Raw genomic sequence first — 24,191 nt, forward strand, 5'->3', positions numbered from 1 at the left:
TATGAAGAACAAAAAAAGCAGAGTTCTTTGGATGATCATGGCTATGCTTGTATTCTCGGATATGCTTTTCGCTATCGATTATACTGAACAGGAAATGCGGGTAAGAGAAGAAGTGTGGGGATGGAACTTGCCTCAATTCAAGAACTATACCGTTCCCGACAAATATAAAAAAGAATCGGCTATCATCATTGCCCGACATAAACTAGTTGAAGTCAAAAGACAAAAACAATTCTCAAGTTTTTTACAGAGTGGAGGTTTAAGTCCGAGTCTATATTACACAGACACCGAACGATCTTTAGTTAAAATAAACGATAATGCATCTCTAAAAGAATTCTCCGAAATTTCTTTTAAGAAAGAAACCTCGACAAGGGGATACTATAGTCTCAATAAATTCAGAACAATAATTGGAGCAAGAGTGATAAAACCGGATGGTACAATAAAGGAGGTTGATGTAGCCAATGAATCAGTAACAGTTACTGAAGGTAAAAACAATAAAGAGTCATATAGAAAACTGGCTATTCCGGATCTACAAGTCGGGGATATTCTTGATTACTTTATTCACAAGGAAAAGGATTTGGAAAGCGAAAACATACCTCCCATATTCTTTGCTTTTTTTTCACCATACCCTACTCTCTCTTATTCCGTTCACTGCGAATTCGGAAAGAAGCTTACTGTTGAATATCGTTCCATAAACGGAGCTCCGGAAATGAAAATGATTAATGCAGATGAAAATTATACAATTCTTGAAGCGGAAAAAAAGGATCTTCTCAAGATAGATTTAGATAATATAAATGAAACACGATGGCTTTCAGTTATGCGTGAATTGCCCATGATCCGTATGAAGATATTAAATAATACTTCTAAAATATTATACAAACCGGCAAGTGCACGTAGTAGTGGGGTATACAACAATATTCCATCTATTAACATTTTAAACGATGCCAAATGTATGTTGGCAACCCAAGAATCTCAGATGAGCTCGTTAAAAAAGATCAATAAGAAAATATCGGAAGCAATACTAAACTACAAACAGAATTCCCTCAATGCAACTCAGGAAGATCTAGCCGTATATTGCTATGATGCACTTCGTTTATACTGGCCAAACAATTTGGAGTACTTTCCGCCAATCATGTTTATGATCCAGCTGGAAAAACTCTTAAAAGAGAATATGGTGGAGGCTAAAATAGGATTTGTTACAAGTAAGTACGATGCACGAATGGAGGAGATTACCGAACCGGGAGATTTGTATTGTGTTGTTACTGCAAATGAGAACAAACAACTCTTTTCTTTCACCGGAAGTTATTCCCCTGCCGCTGAAATCCCAGCAAGTTTTCAGGGAGAAAAAGCTTCAATCGTATCAGTAAACGCTTATAAGAGAAATAGCCCGACAGGAATTGAAGGCGATTGCAGTGAATATGAAATACATGAAACAACCGCCGACCAGAATAAGAACTTAGTAAAAATGCAAGTAACTTTTTCGGAGAGTAGTCCGCTTGAGTTAGTGATAAACCGTGAAAGTACATATACAGGCGACCAGAAAAAAGATTTTCAACAGTTACTGATCTTGGATGAAGATTGGAATAATGAAATGCGTAAGAATTTATCGATTGAAAAAACGCACTTACAGGAAATGGATGAGGATAAGAATGCACGTAAATACGTTGAAGAATGGCAAGCTTTTTACGATAAAGAACGAAAAGAACAAAAAGATAACATTAAGAAAGAGATTAATGCCATTCATGATTTTGCTCCTAAAGAGGTACTCGACTATTCTATGAAAAGCATGGGAATAACATCTCAAAATCCAGATTTACAATATACAGTAAAATACAGCATAGAGGGGTTGGTGAAAAAAGCAGGGAGCAACCTTTTGTTGGATGCAGGAAAATTAATAGGTACGCAATGGGCCCCGACAGCAGAAGATCGCAACCGCTTGGTAAATGCCATACTACCTTCCCCACGCTCTTTTATCAACGAAATACAGGTGGAAATACCAAAAGGATATGAGGTACAAGGTATTGAAAATTTGAATTATAAAATAGAAAATGAGTATGGTTCTTTTGTATCAACCGCATCCATAGCCGAAAACAAGCTCAATATCGAAACTCAGAAAGTATACAAGAAATCATTTATTCCTGTTGCAGATTGGAATGAATTACTGAAAGTAATGGATGAAACAAATAAATTTTATTCTCAATCTGTGATCTTAAAAAAGATTCAGTAAAAAAAGTATAAAAACAGGATCATTTTATCGATTAATAAAGATATTATATCTCAAAAAATAACAATCAATAGTCCGTTTAATAAGACAAAAAAGAAGATACAGAAGTTTCAAATAAAGATAATGTAAAATCTGGAATATTATTGTACCTTTAATTTTTTTTCAACTAATAACAAATCATCCTATGAAAAGAAAGATATTCAACATCCTTATCTGCGGGTTCGCTCTGGCAGCCACCGCAACATCTTGCAAACCGGGTAAACATTCAACAGACAAAGGTGATGCACTCGCAGCACATATCGATTCGACCGTGAAAGCAGGAGATGATTTCTTTGAATTTGCCAATGGAAAATGGTTTAAACAAAATCCTATCCCGGCCAGTGAACAAAGTAACGGAATTTTTCAGTTAATCCAGGATACCATCAATGCGCAGGTAAGAAAAATATGTGAATCGTCGGCAGCCGTTCAGCATGCGGAAAAGGGAAGTAACAAGCAAAAAATAGGCGATTTCTTCTTTTCGGGAATGGACAGCCTTACTCTGAACAAAAAAGGAATCAGCGATCTGAAAAACGATTTTGCCAATATAGACAGAATTAGAGATCTGAACGGCATCGTTAAAGAAGCTGCATACATCCACACCGTATCATCGTCACCTTTGTTTAACTTTTATATAGGACAAGACGATAAGAACAGCAGCAAATACCAGGTATATATTATACAGGGAGGATTAAGCTTGCCCGACCGGAGCTATTATACAGATAATGATGCGAGATCGAAAAAGATACGTGAAAAGTTTGTGGAACACGTCGGAAACATGTTCCGGATAATGGGATACGATAACACCAAAGCCAAGCTGGCTGGAGTCAAACTGATGGAAATGGAGAGCGCCCTGGCAAGAACTTCGCGCAAAAGAGAAGATACACGCGACCCATTTGCCAACTACAACAAAATGACTTCGGGTGAACTGGCACTGCTGACACCCAATCTAGACTGGAAGACTTTCATGGGTAGTGTTGGGCTGGCAAAGGTAGATAGCGTAATTGTAGGTCAGCCAGAGTTCCTGACTGCTCTAAACGGTTATCTGAAAAAGTATACAATAGACGATTGGAAGAATTATCTGAAATTCCACTTGTTGAATGGGGTATCTGAATACCTGGACGACAAGACTTTTATAGAATCTTTTAGTTTTTATGGTACCGTGCTTCGGGGAATTGAAGAACCAAAACCAAGATGGAAACGTGTGGTGGAAAAGACTGACGGTTCGCTTGGAGAATTGGTAGGACAAGTGTATGTAGACGAATATCTACCTAAAGGAACCAAAGAAAAACTCGAAGAGATTGGCGATGCCATTAAATCGGTCTTTGCTGAACGTATAAAAGGGCTCGACTGGATGAGTGCTGCCACAAAGGAAAAAGCATTGAAAAAGCTCAATGGTGTAATAATGAAAGTGGGATATCCGGATAAATGGAAAGACCTCAGCGCATTGCAGGTAGATCGTTCTTCTTATGTAAATAATATAATGAAGGCCAATAAATGGGAATTCAATTACATGATACATAAGTACGGGAAACCTGTTGACCGTAAGGAATGGCAAATGCAGCCACAAACCTATAACGCTTATTACAATCCGTCAAACAACGAGATTGTTATTCCTGGATGCAACATCATCGTTCCGGGATATGAAGGTAAAATGGCCGATGACGCCATTCTATATGCCATTATCGGAGGAACTTTCGGTCATGAAATTACTCATGGATTCGACGACCAGGGATGTAAGTACAACGAACTGGGCAATCTAAGCAACTGGTGGACTGATGAAGATCAGAAAAAATTTACCGCGAAAACAAAAATGATTGTGGAACAATTCAATAATTATGAAGCTGTTGACAATCTACACATAAACGGGGAACTGACCCAGGGTGAAAATATTGCGGATTTAGGCGGAGTGATTATGGGATACGAGGCCTTTAAAAGGACCAAGCAATACAAGGATAATGTGCTGATTGCCGGACTGAATCCAAGTCAGCGATTCTTCCTGGGGTATGCATTGGCATGGATGCTGAACATGCGCCCTGAAGCGGTGGCTAACCAAGTAAAGAGCAACGAACATGCTCCGGCAAAATGGAGGGTAATTGGTCCTTTATCAAACATGCCCGAATTTTTCTCGGCTTTCGGTGTAAAACAGGGAGATAAGATGTGGCGTCCGGAAAATCAGATCGTGAAAATCTGGTAATCACTTATAATTAATAAACAGTATTGGCTAAGATATAATATCTACCTGCATGTAAAAGGAATGCAGGTAGATAAGATTTTACGCCCTAGATATTTTCACCAATAAAAATAAATACATTATCATTTGTATATAGATATTTAATAGCCTATATTTGAATAATTTACAAGTTACATAAATATATACAGTATTAACATAGCTAAATCTTATATGAAACTGAAAAAACTACTATTTTTATTCATTCTGACTATCATTCCTTTTAATCTTTTCTGCCAAAACGATTATTACATTACAGAAAAATCAGCCAGTTACGGCGTAAAAATTGAAAATAAAGGTGAAAAGAAAAATGCACGGTATTGTTGGATTAAAAAGAATGATAGGTATTATCAATATTCGCCCGACTCGATAAAAGCTTACGGTTTTGAAAAAGGGGCTTATTATGAAGCAAAAGACATCTTAGTCAATGATTCCGTCAGAAGAGTTTTTCTGGAACGGATATTAGATGGAGAGCTAACACTTTATTATTACAGAGGGGAAGATACAAAAACTTTCTTCATCGAGAAAGATAAAACTTCTTTCGTAGAACTTCCCAAAGTCAACAAAAAAGAACATAAAACGTATAAGGAATACTTAAAGGAATTGACAGCCGACTGTCCAGACATATCAGATGCGATATATCATGCTGTCTACAGTAAATCAGGATTAAAAAGACTGATAGAAAGATACGAAAAATGTAGTAGCAGCCCATACCCATTTTTAAAAATGGGATTAGTGGCTGGTTATGAAATAATCAACATTGATATTATAGATGAAGCATCCGACAATATAAAGTTAATAGACTTCAACAAAGAGGCAAATCCAACTATTGGATTTTTTATTGACTACCCTCTCTTTTATAGTGATTTTAGTCTTTATACAGAACCTTATTATGTGAAACATAGCTATTCTTGCTATAAGATAAAAGACAATTATGATGTTAATTTCTATGCTAATATTTCTTCCGTAAAGGCTCCGACTTTGATAAAATACACTTTCCCTTTTAAAAGATTTCGGCCATATTTAAATGTAGGAGGTATATTTGCTTATAACTTCAATCAGAAGAACGGTTACATTAATTCAACTGCATTTGGAGATAAGATTGATATTATCTATAAGGATGTGCCTCTTTTCTCAAAATGGGAAATGGGATATTCATTGGGTGCAGGGGCAGAATATAAACTTAATCATAGAAATTCTCTGTTTCTGAATCTCCGCTATTCTTCCCTGAAGGGTTTATCCGAAAACAACTCGTTTAATAATTCAATCATTCAAGTATCAACAGGTTTTAACTTTTAATCGTCATGAAATATTTAATTCAATTGCTTTCCTTGCTTCTTTTAATATTTATAAGTGCCGGATGTGCAGATGAAACTGGCTTCACAGATAAGAATTATCCCATTGTTACAACTGAAGATGCAACAGATATAACAGAGATGGGGGCAACGTTGAACGCTCTGGTTCATAATTTCGAAGAAAATGAAATCATTGATTATGGTTTTATACTAAATGGTAGAAGCAAGGAAATTAAATATAGTCTTGCCACAGAAAAACCATCGAAAGAATTTAGTATGAAAATCACATCCAGCTTAGAAAAAGGAGCATCTTATTCTTACTGTGCATATACAATAACGAAAGAAAAAACAGTAATAGGTAACAGAGTGGTGTTTAATACTCTGCACAATGGAGTAGCTATTAAAAGCAAGAAACAATAACAGAACACTACATAATACATAATTTCAATATTGAAATGGAATCTGTTTTATCATGAAGTAAATATCCAGAAAGTAAAAATGGCAATATGAAATACTAGCATACTGTTTGAGTATTCAGAAAAATAATTTACACATCGGAGTTCCATTTTTCAATGAACATATATCCCCTTGAAACTGTTATATTAATAGTTCATGATTATAGTAAAACTTATAAAAACAGAGTCTATGAAAGGGGTTATTTGGGGTTTAGCTATTGGCTGCACAATAGGTTATATTATCAGAAAACTGCAGGACGACGGTAAGCTGGAATTTGTTAATGAATATGCTGATAAATATCTATGCAAATCAAAGGAAGGACTGAAAAACGTAGTAGATGCTGCTAAAACTAAGGCTGAAGAATTAAAACAACGGGTTGAAAAAGTGATAGCTAAAGAAGCATAGCAAACCTATACGTTAGATAGCTTTCAATTACTTTCAGCTGATTCATGAATTCTATGAATATTTTATAGAGTGAGACTGTCTCATTTATCATTATGAGACAGCCTCACTCTATTTCTATTTTTATATTGTAATGTTAAAGGTTTATATTTAAGCTTACATGAGAAGTGGCATAAAAGAGATTCCACCACTTCTATTTTATTATTTATCAATCTTTATTCATAACGCAACGAACGAGCCGGCTTGCTATACACCACTTTGGCTACCTGGAATGTTACAGTTACAAAAGAGATAAACAGCATAAGCACAACCGGAAGGAAAAAGAACCACCACCGGAGCTCTGTATGAAAGGCATAATGATTAAGCCACGCCTGCATGATAAACCAGGACGCTGGAAGAGCTATTGTGACAGCAATCAGAATCAGCAGGAAGAATTTTTTCCCCAACTGATAGAATAGATTCAGATGAGATGCTCCAAGTACCTTACGGATACCCATTTCCTTAACACGTGTGGAGCAGGAGAACATCACAAGTACCCATAATCCCAGACAAGATATAAAGATAGCCAATCCGGTAAAAGCTGCTATCATAACGCCAAACACCTTATCCTGCCGGTATTGATGGTCAAAAAAATCATCTAAAAAGAAATAATCGTAGCTGGAATCGGGGAAATAACGGTGCCATATCTCTCCTATCTTAGCAACTGATTCACTTGCATTACCAGGATTCATTGCAATAGTTATGTAATGCTGCGGAAGCCATTTCAACTTATCCTTATGCATTAGCATAATAGGGGTATAATTCTTTGTAAGAGCCTGCTGATGATAGTCCTTCACCACGCCGATTATCTGCATAGGCTTATTTACACATTCCACCGTAACAAGTTGACCAACGGCCTCTTGACCAGAAGTAAACCCAAGAGAGCGGGCTGCCGTTTCATTAACAACCAATTTGTCTACATCATCTCCATAATCTTCTGAAAAACCTCTGCCGGCAAGCAACTTTAATCCGTAAGTATCAATGTATCCTGCATCACAGGTAAGCATCTCATACAGGCGATTTTGTTTCGAATAATCTGCTGTACGGTGGTTGGAGAGAAAAGTTGCCACTTCTTCTCCGGGAACAGAACCCGAGAATGCAACTTTATTTATTGACGGTAAATTGTTTATCTCCTTTTTCATAGCTTCCAGTTTAGTCTCCAAACCTTCTGTTCTTCCTGGAAACTTAATAATGAGTTTGTTTTCTGTGTCGACGCCTAATGACTGGCTGCGCATAAAACTCAATTGAGCAAAAACAATCAAAGTGCCGCATAGTAGAATCATTGAGGCTGTATATTGCAAAACCACCAGAACTCTACGGGTTCTTTCTCCTGCCTTACTGTCAAGGAAACGACCTTTCAGCAATGCAATTGGCCTGCGATTTAGCAAGACTAAGGCCGGGTAGTATCCAGAAAGAAAAACACCAACGGCAAAAGCCAGAAACAGGACAATCCACCAGTAACCTGTCAGCCATACAATGAAGGAAACAGAACGCCCTACCAACATATTAAAATATGGAAGAATAATTTCAATTATCCCAAGTGCCAACAAAAGGGCTAACAAATTAATCAGCAATGCCTCAAACAGAAATTGTGTAATCAACTGCATTCGAAAAGCACCGATAACCCTTCGTACTCCTAATTCTCTGGCTCGCTCCATTGAGCGCGCCACCGTTAGGTTAATATAGTTTATCCAGGCAATAGCCAGAATTGCAGCAGCTGCAAAAATAAGTGCAATCATTGCCGAACGGTTCCCTTTTGTTTCCGCTTCATATCCCCTTTGAGGATTCAGATGAATGTCGTTTATCGGAATAAGCACTACCCCCCATTTTTTATTTCGCAAAGCCTCCTCTGTTTTAAATTTCTCGGCCATTGCGGGAAATTGTTTTTCAATTTCCGTTTTTCTTTGAGGAGAGTCGAGCAATACATATGTGTATGCTTCATGTTTATACCAAAATTCCTGCATATACTGAGGAAGAGACTGGTAAGAAATAAGGAAGTTATAATGAATGTGCGAATTGGAAGGCATCTCTTTCATTACACCCGTTACTTCACAAGATAGCTGTTCTGAACTTCCGGTAAAGAGAAGGATTTTACCGATGGGGTCTTCTTCTTTAAAGTATTTTTTTGCAATACGCTCCGTTATCACTACCTGACGAGGGCTGGAAAGACAAGATCTCCGGTCTCCTTTGAGTAGTTCAAAATCAAAAAGGCGGAAAAAACCTGGGTCGGCATATGCAATCTGATTTTCGCGCATGCACAACTCTCCGTACTTAACAATTTGTTCGGGCTGATTCAAAGAGCCAATTCGGGTATAATCTTCAATGCCTGCCAGATTCTCTTTCATGGCAGAACCATAACCAAAAGAGCTGCTTGCCCAATGATCGGTAAGTACGTCACCTTCATGAAAAGTGCTTTCCACTCGATAGATACGGTCCGATTTCTTGTGAAACTTATCAAAACTAAATTCAAAAGCCACATACGTCAGAATCATCAAAGCAGATGCTATTCCTATAGCCAGACCGAATATATTGATAAAGCTGAACCGTTTGCGCTTCATCAGATTCCGGAGGGCACTCTCACAATAGTTACGTATCATAAAGCTTCTTTTTTAAAGTTTACTGACAAAGGACGATTTATGGTTTCGGCCACAATCTGTCCATCGAGCAACTGAACTATCCGATGAGCATACATTGCATCACGCTGAGAATGAGTAACTATTATGATGGTAGTTCCCTGACGATTCTGTTCACTTAGTAACTCCATCACTTCAACACCATTTGCCGAATCCAGATTACCAGTCGGCTCATCGGCAAGTAATAACTTACAGTCTGCAACCACAGCACGCGCAATGGCAACACGCTGCTGCTGACCACCCGATAATTGTTGCGGAAAATGATTGGCGCGATGCAGCAATCCAACTTTCCCGAGCAACTGCCTGACTTTCTCTTTACGCTGGGATGATTTCATTTTGAGATAAATCAATGGCAGCTCTATATTTTCGAATACTGTTAACTCATCAATCAAGTTAAAGCTCTGAAAGATAAAGCCTATTTTCCCCTTACGAGTGGCAGTAAGCTGGTTCTCACTCATTTTATCAATTTGTTTTCCATCAAAGAAATAAGAGCCGGAGGTTGGCAAATCTAATGTTCCAAGGATATTGAGTAAGGTTGATTTCCCACATCCGGAAGGTCCCATAATGGCAACAAATTCTCCTTTCTCCACTCGTAATGAAACTTCGTTCAATGCTCTTGTCTGCACTTCTTCCGTAGTGAAAATCATCGTCATTTTTTCTGTTTTAATCATAATAATTAGTTCTGTCGTTAGTTTAATACTATTTTTTCACAGTCTCCAAATAATTCGTAACCAGAGATTATTACTTTTTCACCCGGAGCCAGACCTTCCGTCACTTCATAATATTGTGGATTTTGTCGCCCGATCTTCACCGGACGCCGGATAGCAAAAGTACCATTTTTATCAACAACATACATCCATCTTCCGCCGCTTATTTCGAAAAATGCACCACGCGGAACAAGCACCGCATTTACCGGATCGCCCAACTGAAGATTTATATGATAGGTTTGTCCGGCGCGAATATTCTCCGGTCGTTCAGAGATAAAACTAAGGTCTACACGAAACTGGCCTTCTTTTACCTCCGGATATACCTTGGTTACTCGTAATTTATAATTTATCCCATCACGTGTAAAGTCTGCCGGAAGTCGAGTGATAACCCTTTCCACATAATGTTCGTCAATAAATGCTTGTACCTTCAGATCGGGAGTAATAATCTGACCGATATGTTCTCCTGCAGCAATCGACTGACCGATCTGTACATCAATATTTCCTACTTGACCGTCAATAGGGGCTTTTACCTTCAGATTCTCCAATCGCTGACGCACCAGTGAAAGGCTACTTTTCATGTTTCGGATATTCTCATCTAAGCTGCTGATCTGACTCTTTCTGAAAATATTATCTTGCCGAATGCGTTCATCGATAACGGCAAGTTGATCCCGGGCAGCATCATAATCTTCCTTTGCCAGCCGAAACTCTTCGTTAGCTATAAGTTGCTCCTTAACCAAACGTTTGTATTGTTCGTAACGGCGCTGCTTTATATTAAACTCCTTATTCAATGCGATACGCTCCTGCATCAGTCGCAACCGTTCCTGTTCCATACTAATTCGAGTGTTTCGTAACTCGTTTTCCTGATAAGATAAATCTGCTTCACTCTGCATAATACCTATATTCAACAACGGGTTGCTAAGACGCAGAATCTCGTCTCCTTTCTTCACCATAGCCCCTTCATCGCGCAAACGTTCTTCCACGCGCCCTCCTTCAATTGCATCCATTAAGACGATACGAGAAGGAACCACTTGTCCGATAATACGGATATAATCGTTAAATTCGGCTTTTTGCACGGAGGCTATTGTTACTCTATTTTTTTCTACTGTCATTGAAGAGCTTGTATCTCTTAAAATAAAATAGAGTATGAATGAGATAAGTAATAAAAAAACAGTGATAAGAGAAATTAGTTTTCGCTTCCACCAGGGTTTTCTTTCAATTAAGGTATCCATTAATAGTTATTTTTTTATTCTTGTAAAAAAGTTCCGGTCCGATAATAATGTTCCAGCTTAATAGTCATTTCCATTTGCAGGCGAACACGTGTCAATTCAGCTTTTGCAGAGATGTAACGGTTGCGTGCTTCCATGAGTTGAAATACTGAAATAAGTCCCTCTTCCCATTTTCGTTCAGATTCTCTCAAGACAAAAGATTCGGCCCTGACCTGTTGCAAGGCTTGCTGATACTCCTCGTTCCCTGCTTGCAGTGAAAGAACAGTTTGTTCCACATTTGCATATAATTTCTGTTTCTGTAGATCCTCCTCATTTTGCATACGATCAATATTCAGGTTTTGTTTTCTCAGAGCTGTAACTCTTTCCAAGCCGCTTAACAGAGGAAAAGAAATACCTATACCGATATACTTTCCAATATTATCACGTAATTGTCGTGATGAAAAAGTTGTATTACAATAATTTGAACCAGCAGAAAAGCAAAAAAAGACAGAAGGGAGAAATTTTCCTTTCTCCATTGCATACCTCTTTCGGGCTGCTCTTACTGATAAACCTGCTATTTTCAAAGAGGGTTGTACAATAGCAGATTGAGAATACAATGTATCTACCTGAGGAACAGAGTATACTGGGAGTTCTTCTTCGTTTATTTCATCCTGCATGATAAGTGTATCTGCCGGAGTAAAGTTCATTAATTGTTTTAATTGAAGCAAAGCCATCTGGTAGCCGTTCTTGCGAGAGGAATACCTGAAAGCATCTCCATCACGACGAGCTTTTACTTCCTGTAAATCTGAAACAGACTTCAATCCAATCTCAACAAACGCTTCTGTCTGTTTAAGATAGCGTTCACTAAGCCGACTTTGTTCTCGAGAAAGATCTAGCAATTTTTCTTCTAGAAGAAGTTTGTAGTAAGCCTCTGTTACTTGATAAGCCAATTCATTGCGTTCTTCCTTCAACTTCCATTCACTGCATTCTTTATTTATCTTTTGAAAGCGAACCTTATTTATTCGTGAAAAGCCCTCAAACAGAGAGAAAGTCATATCCAACCCAATTGTACCTTCTTCAAAATCCTTGTTGACGTATCCATTAGTAGCTGGATTTATAGAACGCCCATATCGCTTTCCGACCTCTCCTTTCAAAGTTATCCGAGGTAAGAAATCTCCTATTGATGAAACATAATCGGCATGTGCTTCCTGAATTCGAATCTCTCCGTTCTTTAAGCCAGGATATTGCCTCCAAGCCAAACGAATACAATCGTTTAGTTTCATCGGTGTCTGTGCATATAAGGCAACAGGTAAAAATAAACAAACAAACAATTGAATATGCTTCATAACTTAAATTCTTACTCAGATAAAATAGCAACCCTCGTGCCAAAAACAATAACAATATGAATATAAGCTATTTACAAACAACACAATTAGGTTATATGTCTAAGAATTAGACACCATAGCGTCCAAAAGATGGACATTACATTCATAAACAATCTCAAGGTTCTCTTATTCATATATTTTCGCTTCGAAAACGTATAAATTTTGGACACTCACTTGCCAATACAATTGAAAACAAATACCTTTACCCGAAAACTAAGAGACAGATTATTGAATATGGCTACAGGAAACATTCTCATTGTGGATGATAATAAGAGCGTGCTGGCTTCTCTTGAATTGTTGCTTGAAAACGAATTCAGGAATGTAAAAACAGCTACAAGACCGGACCAAATCAAAACTATTCTCACTGCAAACAGCATTGATGTGGTAATATTGGACATGAACTTCTCTGCAGGTATAAACAATGGCAACGAAGGATTGTATTGGTTAAAGTGCATCCTAAAGGATTTCCCGTCGCTTCCAGTGGTAATGCTTACCGCATATGGCGATGTAGAACTTGCTGTTAATGCGCTTAAAAACGGAGCCACAGATTTTATATTGAAACCATGGGACAATAAAATCCTAGTAGAAAAGATTAAAGAGGCATACAACAGCAAAATAAAAGACAAAGGAAGCAAGGAAGAAAAAAAAGAAAAGCCGGAGATGCTTGTCGGGCAATCAAAGGTGATGATGCAGCTCATCAAGATGATTCACAAAGTAGCTCGCACCGATGCCAACATCTTGATAACAGGAGAAAACGGAACAGGAAAAGATATGCTGGCAAGAGAGATTCATCGGTTATCAACACGCAATCAACGGTCTATGTTAAGCGTTGATATGGGAGCAATCAGCGAATCTCTCTTTGAAAGCGAACTCTTCGGACATGAAAAGGGAGCTTTTACCAATGCTTACGATTGTAGGCCGGGAAAATTTGAAGCAGCCAACAAAAGTACATTGTTTATGGATGAAATAGGAAATCTCTCCTTGCCTCTCCAAGCTAAACTGCTTACAGTTCTACAAAACCGGAATGTTACTCGCATAGGAAGTAATAAAGTGACTCCCGTGGATATCCGGCTGATTTCCGCAACCAACAAAAATATTCCTGAAATGGTACAAGAAGGCACGTTTCGGGAAGATTTATTCTATCGCATCAATACAATTCATCTCGAAGTACCTCCTTTACGCGATCGGGAAGATGATATTCTGTTGTTTATTAACCTTTTTATCCGAAGGTTTTCTGCAAAATACCAGCGAAATGAAATGCGGATGCACGATCAGACAATAGAAAAACTACGTACATACCATTGGCCTGGTAATATCAGGGAACTGGAACATACAATTGAGAAAGCAGTTATCTTATGTGAAGGCAGTGTAATTCGCCCTAAAGACATACTTATCAGACAAAATTGGAAACCACAACCCACAGCAGTTGTCGCTAATCTGGAAGAAGTAGAAAAGCAGGCTATCGAAAGTTCCATCCGATACAACAACGGGAATCTGACAGCTGCCGCGGAACAATTGGGAGTTAGTCGACAGACATTATACAATAAACTAAAACGGTTTAAACTTTGATAACTTTATGATATTAAACCAACGGATATATTTCACCATACTGTTCTACATTGCATTGATCCTCCTTACGGCAGGAAGCGGTCTTTGGATGATACTATCGCATACAGGCATCATAATCGGAAGTGTGTTCATATTCTGCTCTCTATTTCAGATTAAATTGCTGACTCAAAAATTAAACACATTCAACAGAAAAATACAGTTTTTCCTCGATTCAGTGCAAGATAAAGAAAACATGCTCTATTTTTCGGAGAAGCATGTGGACAAGGATCAGGAAATGCTGCATCGCTCATTGAACAGAATCAACGATTTACTTGCCAAAGCAAAGAGTGATATACAGAAACAGGAATATTTCTATCGTTCTTTACTGGAGGAAGTTCCAAACGGGATACTTGCATGGGACTCTTCGGGAAAAATTCTAGTTGCCAATTCTACCGCACTATCTCTGCTTGAATGCGATCAATTGACATATTACTACCAGCTAGAGCAATTGTTACAAAAGAATGAAAGCAGGCAAAAGCTCACTATATCTAAAAGCAGCATGACTATGAAGGGAGAAAAAATTACGCTCCTTTCCATCAAAGACATTAGTGATGAACTAAGCGATAAAGAGAATGAAAGCTGGAACAAACTCACTCATGTACTAACTCACGAAATAATGAACACAATAACCCCCATAGTCTCCTTATCACAAACATTGCTGAATTATCAAAACATTGGGGAAAAAGCAACCCGAGGGCTTCGCATAATACAATCTCAAAGTGAGCGGCTGATGGAATTTACTGAATCCTTCAGACACCTTTCTTATCTGCCACATCCGAACAGGAAAACATTTTCACTCTCGACCTTACTCTGTAATTTAAAAGAACTTATGCAAACGGACTTCAAGGCAAACAATATTAATTTTTCACTCAGTTGCACTCCAGCCTCTATTAATATTGAAGGCGATGAAAACCAACTATCTCAGGTTATTCTCAACTTACTTAAAAACGCCATGCAAGCACTTGACGGGATGCAGAATGGAGCAATCCATATAAGAGTGCAACAAACTAACCGCATAACGATTAACGTTATTGATAATGGCCCGGGCATCTTACCTGAATTACAAGAAAAAGTATTTATCCCTTTTTTCTCAACAAAGGCGGAAGGAATGGGCATAGGTTTAAGTTTATGCAGACAGATTATTCGCCTTCATAAGGGACATCTTTTGATCGAAGAATGCAGTTCTGGAAAGACTGTGTTCACTATTGATCTGCCAACAACTCTCACACAATAAACAATTTAGACTGCCTATTATTAAACGACACACAAATATCATGATAAAATAATTGTGTGGGGAATTTAAATCTTTTTATATTTCAAAAATTCCTTTAATACACCCAACACATTATCCGTAACATCCCCATAAAAAGATACCCCTTGAGCCCCATTATTCAAAGCATATTTTATTCCTTCTCTAAGTTCGGTATCGTCTTTAAAATCTGGAAGATGCAATCCTGCATATAAGGGAAAACGATCATCAATACCCCTTACTCCCTCTTTCACCGCATCTCCTATCCAAGGGATATTCTCTTTGTAAAAACGATGGTAAATCATCGGGAAAATACCTGTCAAGTTCCAGTTAATCCAATCCTGCCTCACATTTCTTCTTGCCACCTCGGGAGTTGGGAATACAGCTGCCGTTATTTTCTTTCCATGTTCATTTGCTATCTTAGCAATACTATTCACAATCTGAGTGATTGAGTTGTATCTGAACTGACGCCAGGAAAGACTAGCTTCGGGATACTGAATATCAATGAGGTTCATCCCAAATTGTTCTTTGAACTTCGAACGGCATGTGTCACAATAGCAATAATCGTATTCAGGCAATTCTCTGGTTTGTTCTATATGATAGTTTTCCCATAAATTAACAGGTAGAACGATGTCACAATATCGTATATAATCCAGATGTATACCATCTACATACTTGTTTTCAAGAATACTCTGTATATTATTCAGGATGTATCGTTGTACCTCTTCCTTTGAAGGACAAAGCCATCGATAGTAATTTACATATGGAGGTTTTTCAATACACGACTCCCCTTTCCGGTTTACAGCATACCATTCAGGATGCTCTTGCATCAGATTCTTATCTCCCCGGTTCATGGTCCATAACCAACGATGAGTTTCCAATCCTTGAGATTTTGCAATGCGAAAATGAGCTTCAACATCATTTTCAAACAGTATTCCTCGGATTCCTGCATCATAATATCTTTTATACCGCTCAGTAAGCATCGCTTCATCTTCTCCTGCTTTAGGATTTATCCAAATCCAATGCTTCAAACCGTGTTGTTTCTTTTTTTTCCAGGGCTCAGCAGCTTTCAGGACATCGGGCATTATAGTCGCAGATAAACCGGCAATTATGCCAGCCTTGATGAATTTTCTCCTGTTAATCATGGTTCCTCCAATTAATTATTTGCCAATATTACTTAAAATTAAGCATTTGAACAAGTAAGCTTTAGTTAAAATTTCCCTCACGAAAACTCATACAAATCATCTTCATGCTATTTTTATCTTTTATTTTTCTGTTTTATTTTTATATTCAGTTCAAAAAGTCCCCTATTAACACCTCTTATAAAGAACTAAATAAAGAAACAAGCAAAATTTAAATTAATTTGAACCATATCTGAAATCAGCCTTCGTTTTAAATAATAAAGGAGGAATAGTACCCTGTTTCTGAATTAATCTCACTATTTTTGTACACCTCAATACAATAAATAATGAAGCGAGTTATAATTATTGGTGCCACGTCTGGTATTGGATATGAAGTTGCCAAAGATTATCTGAAAATGGGATGGCGTGTGGGTGTAGCCGGCAGACGAGAAGATGCTTTGGAAAAGTTTCGTTCCATGGCTCCCAACATGGTAGAAATTCAACCACTGGATGTAACCAGAGATGATGCGCCTGAGAAACTGCAAATACTGATTGATAAATTGGGCGGCATGAACCTGTTCCTACTTAGTTCGGGTATTGGCAGCCAAAACCTTGAGCTGAAACCAGAAATTGAAATTAATACAGCAAGAACCAACGTGGTAGGTTTTGTACGTATGGTTACAGCTGCTTTTAACTATTTCAAACAACAAGGAGGAGGCCATCTGGCAGTGATTAGCTCTATTGCCGGAACCAAAGGCTTGGGCTCTGCTCCGGCCTACTCTGCAACAAAGCGTTTTCAGAATTCCTATATCAACGCATTAGCTCAGTTGGCGCACATGGAAAAACTGAACATTCGATTCACTGACATCCGCCCCGGCTTTGTTGAAACGGATCTGTTAAAGGATCGTGACTACCCACTATTGATGAAACCGGAACGTGTTGCAGCCCACATTATAAAAGCACTGAATCGCAATAAACGTATTATTATGATTGACAGAAGATATGCCATTATTGTATTCTTCTGGAGAATGATTCCGTTGTGGATCTGGGAACGACTCCCCATTAAAAACAAATAAATAAAAAAAGATGAGATCAAAAGATTTGAAATCAGCAAATCCTGCTAAAGTATTAGTAATAGGTGAAGACTCTAACCTGCAATGGACAGATACAGTAACCAAGTATGCAATGTTCGCCGACTATTATTTTCGCAGTTTTCCTGAAGATCATGGGGAGCGCAGCAGAAATGTGGAGGCGCGTAATTTATTCAACCACCTTACATACATCACTCTGAATTCAATTAACCCGGATGAGATGTATATAACCAATTTATGCAACGATTATGTAGAGCCTGCACCAAAAGGCAAAAGAGTTCTGATTCCTGAGGAAAAGGCAATCAGAGGACTGGAGCATATCGAGTGGATCTTGGAACAAAACCCGTCCATCGAATTAATTTTGCCTATGTCGCTACAGACAAATTATTGGTTACAGAGATTAGGATTTTATGGTGGCGACGAGGATTTTCTGCATGGAGCTCAACCTCGTCGTGTAGGTATGGAATCCATTCAGCCTTTTTATCAACCGGTAGATGGTAAAGCATTCAGAACAATTATTGGAAATATCTACGATGCGAAATCACATCCGGTGAAGGTTATCCCTCTTCTTCCGACAAAAGATTATCCTTTAAAAGATAAGAATCTTGAACTATATGCTGAAGCATACGAAAAAATAAGAGCATTCTTTAGAAAATAAGATCGAACTATGAGTTTGAAACATAAAGATTATAAAGAGGCAAATATCCGTTTTATGCAGGAAAACCTGAATGAAGAAGGTGTGATTGAATTGCCCTGCGGAGTACAATATAAAGTAATTCTGAAAGGTTCCGGTGCAGTACCCACGGCAAAGAGTACCGTAAAGGTACATTATCGTGGCACATTGATTGACGGAACAGAGTTTGACAATTCCTTTAGCCGAAAACGCCCTGTTGAGTTCAGGGTGAACGAGGTTATTGACGGGTGGCAAGAGGCACTGAAGATAATGCCGCTTGGTTCACGATGGATGATATATATACCCTACGAATTGGGGTACGGCACCCGGTCAATGGGAAAAATAAAAGCTTATTCAACCTTGATTTTCGAAGTGGAACTGCTGGGAGTAAGGTAGCGAAACCTGTAGCTAACCCTGTCAGGAACATTAAGTTCACAGGTTCATTAGAACGTTTATAAGGACAATCCGGTGGATTGTCCTTATTTCTTTTCCTCTGTCGACTTTCTTTTATTATCCTTTCCAGAATAGATAGATTTGTATCGAAATATAAGGGGTGCAAACAGAAACTATATTCTCACCCTGATAAGAAAGAATTAAAGCGGCCGGATACATTTCAGGATAAAACATTCTTGGAGATTTCGGCTTCACGCTATAATAGAACTTTCGCTTTCATGATTTGACACCTTTAAACGACGACTGCTGTGTACAGGGATTTCTCCTTATTCGGATAGCTGTTTATTTACCGGACTCAAAATCGAGTGAGATAGAATTTACGCAGTGACGCACATTCTTTGGCGTGAACCCTTCGCCGATAAACACATGTCCCAAATGTGCGCCGCAGCGTGCACAGACTATTTCCGTCCGTTTGCCGTCCGCATCGGACAAACGCTTCACTGCTCCCGTTATTTCATCGTCGAAACTGGGCCATCCGCATCCGGAATCAAACTTGTCTTCCGAACGGTAAAGGGGGGCTCCGCACTGTTTGCAGCAGTATGTTCCCTTCTCGTGATAGTTGTAGTAAATGCCGGTAAAGGGACGTTCAGTTGCTTTGTCTATTATCACAGCTTTCTCTTCAGGAGTAAGAGATTTCAACTGGTATGTTTTTGTCTTGATTGAATCTTTTTGTTGAACCCAAATCAGTTTGGTGGTGTCATACCCTCGCAGCCGTGCTTTATCAAGCAATAAATCTATAGTCTCATTGGGAAGTTGGGGCGTGCGGCTAAGAATCCAGAGGTACTTGTTCGAACTGCTCCCTATTAGAACGTAATTGTACTCCTTATCAAGTTCAAGTACATAATAGTCGCCGTAAAACCAGAGGAAGAAGGAGACTTTCAGCTTGCCGGGCTCTGCCGGATCGGGAAGTTTGGCCTTTCCTTTGATGGTTTTATATTTCCCTGAGAAGCTTCCTTTATAGCCGCTGTTCAGTACCTGGATTCTTCCATTAGGCAGAAGGGTGTATTCAGCGGTGCATCCCACCAGTCCGCGTTCAAAACGATGATCGAACCGAGCAATTTCATACCATTTCCCCATGTAACGGGTTATATCAAGTTTCTTTACCGTTTCGGTGTTAACGGGTTTTCCCTCTGGCTGTGCACAAGCTGTCAGGAGTAGCGTTGATGCTGAAAATAGAAAAGATAATGCTGTTTTCATCCTTATATTTTTTTGCTTAAAAACATTTGTAATGCCCTGTTTGTTCAAGCGGTTTTATCCTCTTTGTGCTCCGCTTTATATTGTGAAGGAGTACATCCCATTGCCTGTTTGAACGCCGTGCTAAAATAGCGTTGACTACTAAAACCGGTTTGCTCCGATATTTCCGTTACTGAGAGATCAGTACGAGTTAGTAATATTACAGCCTTTTCAATACGGAATTTATTAATGTAATTGCCCACCGCCATTCCTGTAAGTGCTTTTACCTTGGTATATAAGGAAGCCCTACTGATATTCAGTTTTTCTGTCAGCAGGGTCACATCAAGTTCTACTTCAGCCAGATTATTCGAAATAACTTCATTCATTTTAAGCAAGAACTTCTCATCAGTATTGCTAAAGGTTGTTTTCTCTGGCAGTGTAACGATAGTATTCTTTCTGTACAAACTCTTTACTGCCTCCCTGTTTTGCATGGTTGATCCAATTACCGTACGCAGGAAATCTATTTCAAAAGGTTTGGGCAGATAAACATCTGCACCATTCTTATATCCTTTCAGAACGCTCTCTCCGTCATCTCTTGCTGTGAGTAATATCACCGGGATATGGCTGAATTCAATGTTTTCTTTTATCTTCTTGCAAAGTTCGAAGCCATCCATTCGTGGCATCATAACATCACTCACTATGATATCGGGGTGCATCTGACTTATTATATCCATTGCATTTATTCCATCGGAAGCTGTATAGATCTTATTAAAATAGCCTTTGAGAGACTCTTTCAAGAAGCTTCTGAGTTCATTTTCATCCTCAACAATCAATAAAGAATACGATGAAGTTGAAAAAGACTGACTTTCTGCCATTAGTTCTTCCGATGACTGTATTAATTCATTGAGATACGGTTTAACAGGGCTCACCTTCTCTTCTGCTTTTGTCAATAACGGCAGATCAAAATAAAACGAAGAGCCACCGTTTCCTTCATTTGCTGTAACCCCGAGTTTTCCTCCCTGAACCTCGATCAGTATTTTAGAATAGGAAAGACCGATACCACTTCCTTCACAGCCATGTTCTCCTTTATAGAAACGGGTGAAAAGTTTATCCACATCCACCCCCCGAAGACCTATGCCCTGGTCTTTAACTGTTACACGTACAAATGATTGCTCATCATCCCGGACAAGCGAGGTTGAGAGCGTTACAGAGGTATTGGTTTCACTGTATTTCATCGCATTCATCAGCAGATTGGAAATAACAATCCGACACTTACTCTCATCAAAAGCCACCACTCCAATTTCTTGGCAGAAGTCGAACTCCAAATCAATTCCCGCAGCTCGAAATTCACTGGTAAAGTCAGTTGCAACTGACTGCAGCCACTCATTAAGGGAATAATTCTTCATGGAGACTTTATCATACCCCACCTCCATCCGTCGGATGTCCAATACCATGTTGATAATATCCTTCATCCTTCTTGTTTGTTTGTAAATACCACTCAATTCACCAAAAAGTTGATCTGTCGTATTTATACGATCTAGAATTCTTTTAAGAGGTGCGTGAATCAATGTAAGCGGGGTGCGTAATTCATGGCTAACATTAATCAGGAAGCGAATCTTTTCTTCCTGGGTCTGTTTTTCATGCTCCTGCATCCGCTTTAACAACAGATTTTCTCTTCTTCGAATTAACAGTTGAATAGTACCACGAACACCTATAAACAGAAGAATAATCACAATAATAGTAAACCAAGTGCTTTTCCACCAAGGAGGGGTCACTATAAGAGTAAGCAATCGGGTTTGTTCACTCCAACCACCATCCCGGGTGTTGCAGGACACCATAATCTTGTATTTACCGGCCGGTAGCGCTCGAAGTGTCAGCGTATGATCGTAGGTTTCAATGAATTGATTATCAAGTCCCTCAATTTTATAACGAAACATTTTCTTTCGAAAAACATCTTTTTCTCTAACTATACAGTTTACTACCAATGAATTATGATTCCAGGGAATAGAGATTTCCCCTTTCTCAAAATTTATTTTATCATATGCCGTTGCTCCATTAAACATAAGGTCCGCCAATTCAATTTTTGGCTGACCGGTTTTCTGAAAAGGAATATCTTTATCTACACGGAGCAATCCTGTCACTCCACCTATAAACACATTTCCTGAATTAGAAAGTAAGGTTGGCTTACTCAAGTATTCATTGGGGTAAGCACCATCCGACTCTCCGAAAAGGATAAACTTACGCTCTTTGATATTGTAGGCAAAAAGCATTCCTTGGGAAGAGAACCAAACATGTCCTTTCTTATCATATACAATAGCAGATACCTCCCTGAAAAGGTTGGTTCTAATATCAGTAAGTTTCTTTCCACTGATAGAGTAATAGGAAAGTCCTTCGTTGGTTCCAATCCAGAAGTTACCTATTTCATCGCGTTTAACTGTATTTATAATACTACCCTTGGTTATAGTAAAAACTTTTATCATGCGATTTTGTGCATTGTCTATTCTGTAGATCGACTCATTACTGAATACCCAGGTAGCATCTTCGTCGGAATGCAAATGCTGAAGGGAACCTGTTTCCTCATTTTTATTTAACTTAACCATTTTAATCTCTTGGGAAGTCAAATCGTAGGAAAAAACATTCCTAGCCAGCAGATAGATACGGTTTCGACCTCCTCTGGCAAGATTCACAGAAAGTCCGCTCCCTGAGACATTTTTATTAATAGCCTCATTCACTTTACTTAGTGGTCTAAAGGTGCCACTCTGTTTATTAAAGACGAAAACACCTTTACTGAACAGAGAAACAAGTAATTCAGTATTACTGTATCTGGTTATGGAAACCACTTTTTCTCCGTATGTTGGCAAATAATGACGGAAGTTATTGGTCTGGGGGTTAAAGCTATTTACCCCTCCCCCATCTGTACCTATCCAGATTGTCTCATCTTCATCCTGAAATAAGCTGATTACGGTTTTATCGCTCAAGCCAAAAGGATTATTCAACGGCACGTCTCTGTATGTACGTATGTAAACCTCTCTAATTGCAATTAACCCACCTCGAATACTACCTGCCCATATATTTTCTTCGCTGTCACGATATAGACAATAAATTGAATTTACTGGAAGAGAATAAATATCTCCTTGTGTATGGGTGATATGCGAAAAAGATAAATCGGCTGTATTTAAGATATTAATTCCGCCACCATCAGTTGCCAGCCAGACAGATTTACCCCAACATTTAATGTCGAGGATTACATCATTATTCAAATCTGAATTTGATGTAGAAAAATGATGTAGTAACTTACCTTGTGGAGAATAACAAAAAAGTCCTTTCCCATAAGGTGATACCCATATCCTTTTCAGTGCATCTACCGTTACAGACATTATATTCTTCTCACTACAGAATGTGGTTCTTTTCATCATTTTATGATTCACATCATATAACCAGATTCCATTCCAGCGGGAACTACATAGGATGGTGGCATCATTGAGATATACCATCTGATTGATGCGAGAAAATTGGTTATCCGGAAAACTAATCTGCAATTTTTCCAACTCGTGGTTATGCGAATTGTAGGAAAATATCTCGCCAGCCCCACCAAACAGAATTCCATCTTTGGTGTTTAAAAAAGCATGGGTAATAAATGGTTTTTTATTGAAAAGAATTGGTGTAAAATTATCCTGTTCACGGTTATAGAGAGCCAGTCCTTCATTTGAGGAGATCCAGAGATTTAGGTTGACATCTTCTGCAATAAAAAAAATCTGGTTACCTGGAAGTGAGTTGTTGTCATTATGTCTATTAAAATAACTCTTCAAATCGTAATGGTCGAAACGATTCAATCCATAACGGGTCCCAATCCATACAAACCCTTTACAGTCTTCTAAAACACATCTGACTAATGATTGTGACAAACCCTGCTCAACAGAAATTTGTTTAAAATAATAACTACTTTTCGCCTCAGAACTATTAAATCCGGACAGCAATAAAAGAAACATTGCTATTATGTATAATCGCTTATTATTTATCATATAGGATGTCGATATGAAAACTAGATTCAGATTACAATATTACTAAATATTGGTGAACATCCGATTAATTTATCTGCTATATTTTAGTTTTGTAAGAAACATTCTCCAAACAAAAAGCATTCGATTGATATTCATAAAGACATCTGTCAGATTTTGCAAGCAACAATATCCAATATTGTCTATATCACACTA

The 24,191-nt window shown here is 38.4% G+C and carries 16 protein-coding genes and 2 pseudogenes; 10 read left to right on the plus strand and 8 right to left on the minus strand.

Annotated features, from left to right (window positions below):
* The first annotated feature begins 1 nt into the window (after position 1).
* The 5 genes from ABWU87_RS08780 (at position 2) to ABWU87_RS08800 (ending at position 6,643) form a co-directional block, all read left to right on the plus strand.
* The gene (locus ABWU87_RS08780; RefSeq protein WP_353329954.1) at positions 2–2,224 is read left to right on the plus strand and encodes a DUF3857 domain-containing protein; all 2,223 of its coding nucleotides are present in this window, start codon (positions 2–4) and stop codon (positions 2,222–2,224) included.
* Positions 2,225–2,405: 181 nt separating this feature from the next.
* Positions 2,406–4,454, plus strand: coding sequence for a M13 family metallopeptidase (locus ABWU87_RS08785; RefSeq protein WP_353329956.1), 2,049 nt, complete (start codon positions 2,406–2,408; stop codon positions 4,452–4,454).
* 207 nt (positions 4,455–4,661) lie between these two features.
* Complete coding sequence (locus ABWU87_RS08790; RefSeq protein WP_353329957.1) at positions 4,662–5,786, plus strand: outer membrane beta-barrel protein; 1,125 nt, start codon at positions 4,662–4,664, stop codon at positions 5,784–5,786.
* A gap of 5 nt (positions 5,787–5,791) precedes the next feature.
* Positions 5,792–6,202, plus strand: a complete 411-nt coding sequence (locus tag ABWU87_RS08795) for a hypothetical protein (RefSeq protein WP_353329959.1) — start codon at positions 5,792–5,794, stop codon at positions 6,200–6,202.
* Between the two features lie 225 nt (positions 6,203–6,427).
* Positions 6,428–6,643 (plus strand): hypothetical protein, encoded by a 216-nt coding sequence (locus ABWU87_RS08800; protein ID WP_353329961.1) that lies wholly within the window; start codon positions 6,428–6,430, stop codon positions 6,641–6,643.
* Between the two features lie 212 nt (positions 6,644–6,855).
* Here the strand turns inward: ABWU87_RS08800 and ABWU87_RS08805 are convergent, their stop codons facing one another.
* From ABWU87_RS08805 to ABWU87_RS08820, 4 genes are read right to left on the minus strand one after another with little or no spacing between them, the layout of a single operon-like run.
* Positions 6,856–9,276 carry an ABC transporter permease gene (locus ABWU87_RS08805; protein ID WP_353329963.1) on the minus strand — a complete coding sequence of 807 codons (2,421 nt, stop codon included), beginning with the start codon at positions 9,274–9,276 and terminating at the stop codon, positions 6,856–6,858.
* Positions 9,273–9,983, minus strand: a complete 711-nt coding sequence (locus tag ABWU87_RS08810) for an ABC transporter ATP-binding protein (RefSeq protein WP_353329965.1) — start codon at positions 9,981–9,983, stop codon at positions 9,273–9,275. Before ABWU87_RS08810 ends, ABWU87_RS08805 begins: the two co-directional genes overlap by 4 nt.
* 17 nt (positions 9,984–10,000) lie before the next feature.
* Positions 10,001–11,248 (minus strand): efflux RND transporter periplasmic adaptor subunit, encoded by a 1,248-nt coding sequence (locus tag ABWU87_RS08815; RefSeq protein ID WP_353329967.1) that lies wholly within the window; start codon positions 11,246–11,248, stop codon positions 10,001–10,003.
* A 14-nt stretch (positions 11,249–11,262) separates the two neighbouring features.
* A complete protein-coding gene (locus ABWU87_RS08820) occupies positions 11,263–12,570 on the minus strand; it encodes a TolC family protein (RefSeq protein ID WP_353329969.1) in 1,308 nt (435 codons plus the stop codon).
* Between the two features lie 273 nt (positions 12,571–12,843).
* Here ABWU87_RS08820 and ABWU87_RS08825 point away from each other — a divergent pair, with 273 nt between their 5' ends.
* Both ABWU87_RS08825 and ABWU87_RS08830 read left to right on the plus strand, forming a co-directional pair.
* Positions 12,844–14,178, plus strand: a complete 1,335-nt coding sequence (locus tag ABWU87_RS08825; protein ID WP_353334442.1) for a sigma-54-dependent transcriptional regulator — start codon at positions 12,844–12,846, stop codon at positions 14,176–14,178.
* Between the two features lie 7 nt (positions 14,179–14,185).
* Positions 14,186–15,451: a sensor histidine kinase gene (locus ABWU87_RS08830; protein WP_353329971.1), complete on the plus strand. Its 1,266-nt coding sequence runs from the start codon at positions 14,186–14,188 to the stop codon at positions 15,449–15,451.
* A gap of 65 nt (positions 15,452–15,516) precedes the next feature.
* Here the strand turns inward: ABWU87_RS08830 and ABWU87_RS08835 are convergent, their stop codons facing one another.
* Positions 15,517–16,611, minus strand: coding sequence for a family 10 glycosylhydrolase (locus ABWU87_RS08835; protein WP_353329973.1), 1,095 nt, complete (start codon positions 16,609–16,611; stop codon positions 15,517–15,519).
* A gap of 323 nt (positions 16,612–16,934) precedes the next feature.
* Here ABWU87_RS08835 and ABWU87_RS08840 point away from each other — a divergent pair, with 323 nt between their 5' ends.
* Genes ABWU87_RS08840 through ABWU87_RS08850 form a run of 3 tightly spaced genes read left to right on the plus strand, consistent with a single transcriptional unit; the run spans position 16,935 to position 18,747 of the window.
* On the plus strand, positions 16,935–17,663 hold the full coding sequence (locus tag ABWU87_RS08840) for an SDR family NAD(P)-dependent oxidoreductase (RefSeq protein ID WP_353329975.1): 729 nt from the start codon (positions 16,935–16,937) through the stop codon (positions 17,661–17,663).
* 10 nt (positions 17,664–17,673) lie between these two features.
* On the plus strand, positions 17,674–18,336 hold the full coding sequence (locus ABWU87_RS08845; protein WP_353329977.1) for a hypothetical protein: 663 nt from the start codon (positions 17,674–17,676) through the stop codon (positions 18,334–18,336).
* 9 nt (positions 18,337–18,345) lie between these two features.
* Positions 18,346–18,747, plus strand: a complete 402-nt coding sequence (locus ABWU87_RS08850) for an FKBP-type peptidyl-prolyl cis-trans isomerase (protein ID WP_353329978.1) — start codon at positions 18,346–18,348, stop codon at positions 18,745–18,747.
* Between the two features lie 354 nt (positions 18,748–19,101).
* On the opposite strand, the pseudogene ABWU87_RS08855 reads toward ABWU87_RS08850, so the two are convergent.
* The 3 genes and pseudogenes from ABWU87_RS08855 to ABWU87_RS08865 all read right to left on the minus strand — a co-directional run.
* Positions 19,102–19,443, minus strand: a pseudogene (locus tag ABWU87_RS08855) (methionine-R-sulfoxide reductase); the annotation flags it as partial.
* A gap of 24 nt (positions 19,444–19,467) precedes the next feature.
* Positions 19,468–19,908, minus strand: a pseudogene (locus ABWU87_RS08860) (lipocalin family protein); the annotation flags it as partial.
* Positions 19,909–20,045: 137 nt separating this feature from the next.
* Positions 20,046–23,999, minus strand: a complete 3,954-nt coding sequence (locus ABWU87_RS08865) for a hybrid sensor histidine kinase/response regulator transcription factor (RefSeq protein WP_353329979.1) — start codon at positions 23,997–23,999, stop codon at positions 20,046–20,048.
* Positions 24,000–24,191 lie beyond the last annotated feature (192 nt).

Origin of the sequence: Bacteroides sedimenti (assembly GCF_040365225.1) — a bacterium.
Taxonomy (GTDB): Bacteria; Bacteroidota; Bacteroidia; order Bacteroidales; family Bacteroidaceae; genus Bacteroides; species Bacteroides sedimenti.

Excerpts from the sequence above, each read along its gene's own strand:
- ABWU87_RS08840 (WP_353329975.1), top strand. The coding sequence starts at position 16,935 with ATGAAGCGAGTTATAATTATTGGTGCCACGTCTGGTATTGGATATGAA.
- ABWU87_RS08830 (WP_353329971.1), top strand. The coding sequence starts at position 14,186 with ATGATATTAAACCAACGGATATATTTCACCATACTGTTCTACATTGCA.
- ABWU87_RS08845 (WP_353329977.1), top strand. The coding sequence starts at position 17,674 with ATGAGATCAAAAGATTTGAAATCAGCAAATCCTGCTAAAGTATTAGTA.
- ABWU87_RS08820 (WP_353329969.1), bottom strand. The coding sequence starts at position 12,570 with ATGAAGCATATTCAATTGTTTGTTTGTTTATTTTTACCTGTTGCCTTA.
- ABWU87_RS08780 (WP_353329954.1), top strand. The coding sequence starts at position 2 with ATGAAGAACAAAAAAAGCAGAGTTCTTTGGATGATCATGGCTATGCTT.
- ABWU87_RS08790 (WP_353329957.1), top strand. The coding sequence starts at position 4,662 with ATGAAACTGAAAAAACTACTATTTTTATTCATTCTGACTATCATTCCT.
- ABWU87_RS08835 (WP_353329973.1), bottom strand. The coding sequence starts at position 16,611 with ATGATTAACAGGAGAAAATTCATCAAGGCTGGCATAATTGCCGGTTTA.
- ABWU87_RS08810 (WP_353329965.1), bottom strand. The coding sequence starts at position 9,983 with ATGATTAAAACAGAAAAAATGACGATGATTTTCACTACGGAAGAAGTG.
- ABWU87_RS08795 (WP_353329959.1), top strand. The coding sequence starts at position 5,792 with ATGAAATATTTAATTCAATTGCTTTCCTTGCTTCTTTTAATATTTATA.
- ABWU87_RS08825 (WP_353334442.1), top strand. The coding sequence starts at position 12,844 with ATGGCTACAGGAAACATTCTCATTGTGGATGATAATAAGAGCGTGCTG.
- ABWU87_RS08815 (WP_353329967.1), bottom strand. The coding sequence starts at position 11,248 with ATGGATACCTTAATTGAAAGAAAACCCTGGTGGAAGCGAAAACTAATT.
- ABWU87_RS08785 (WP_353329956.1), top strand. The coding sequence starts at position 2,406 with ATGAAAAGAAAGATATTCAACATCCTTATCTGCGGGTTCGCTCTGGCA.
- ABWU87_RS08800 (WP_353329961.1), top strand. The coding sequence starts at position 6,428 with ATGAAAGGGGTTATTTGGGGTTTAGCTATTGGCTGCACAATAGGTTAT.
- ABWU87_RS08805 (WP_353329963.1), bottom strand. The coding sequence starts at position 9,276 with ATGATACGTAACTATTGTGAGAGTGCCCTCCGGAATCTGATGAAGCGC.
- ABWU87_RS08850 (WP_353329978.1), top strand. The coding sequence starts at position 18,346 with ATGAGTTTGAAACATAAAGATTATAAAGAGGCAAATATCCGTTTTATG.
- ABWU87_RS08865 (WP_353329979.1), bottom strand. The coding sequence starts at position 23,999 with ATGATAAATAATAAGCGATTATACATAATAGCAATGTTTCTTTTATTG.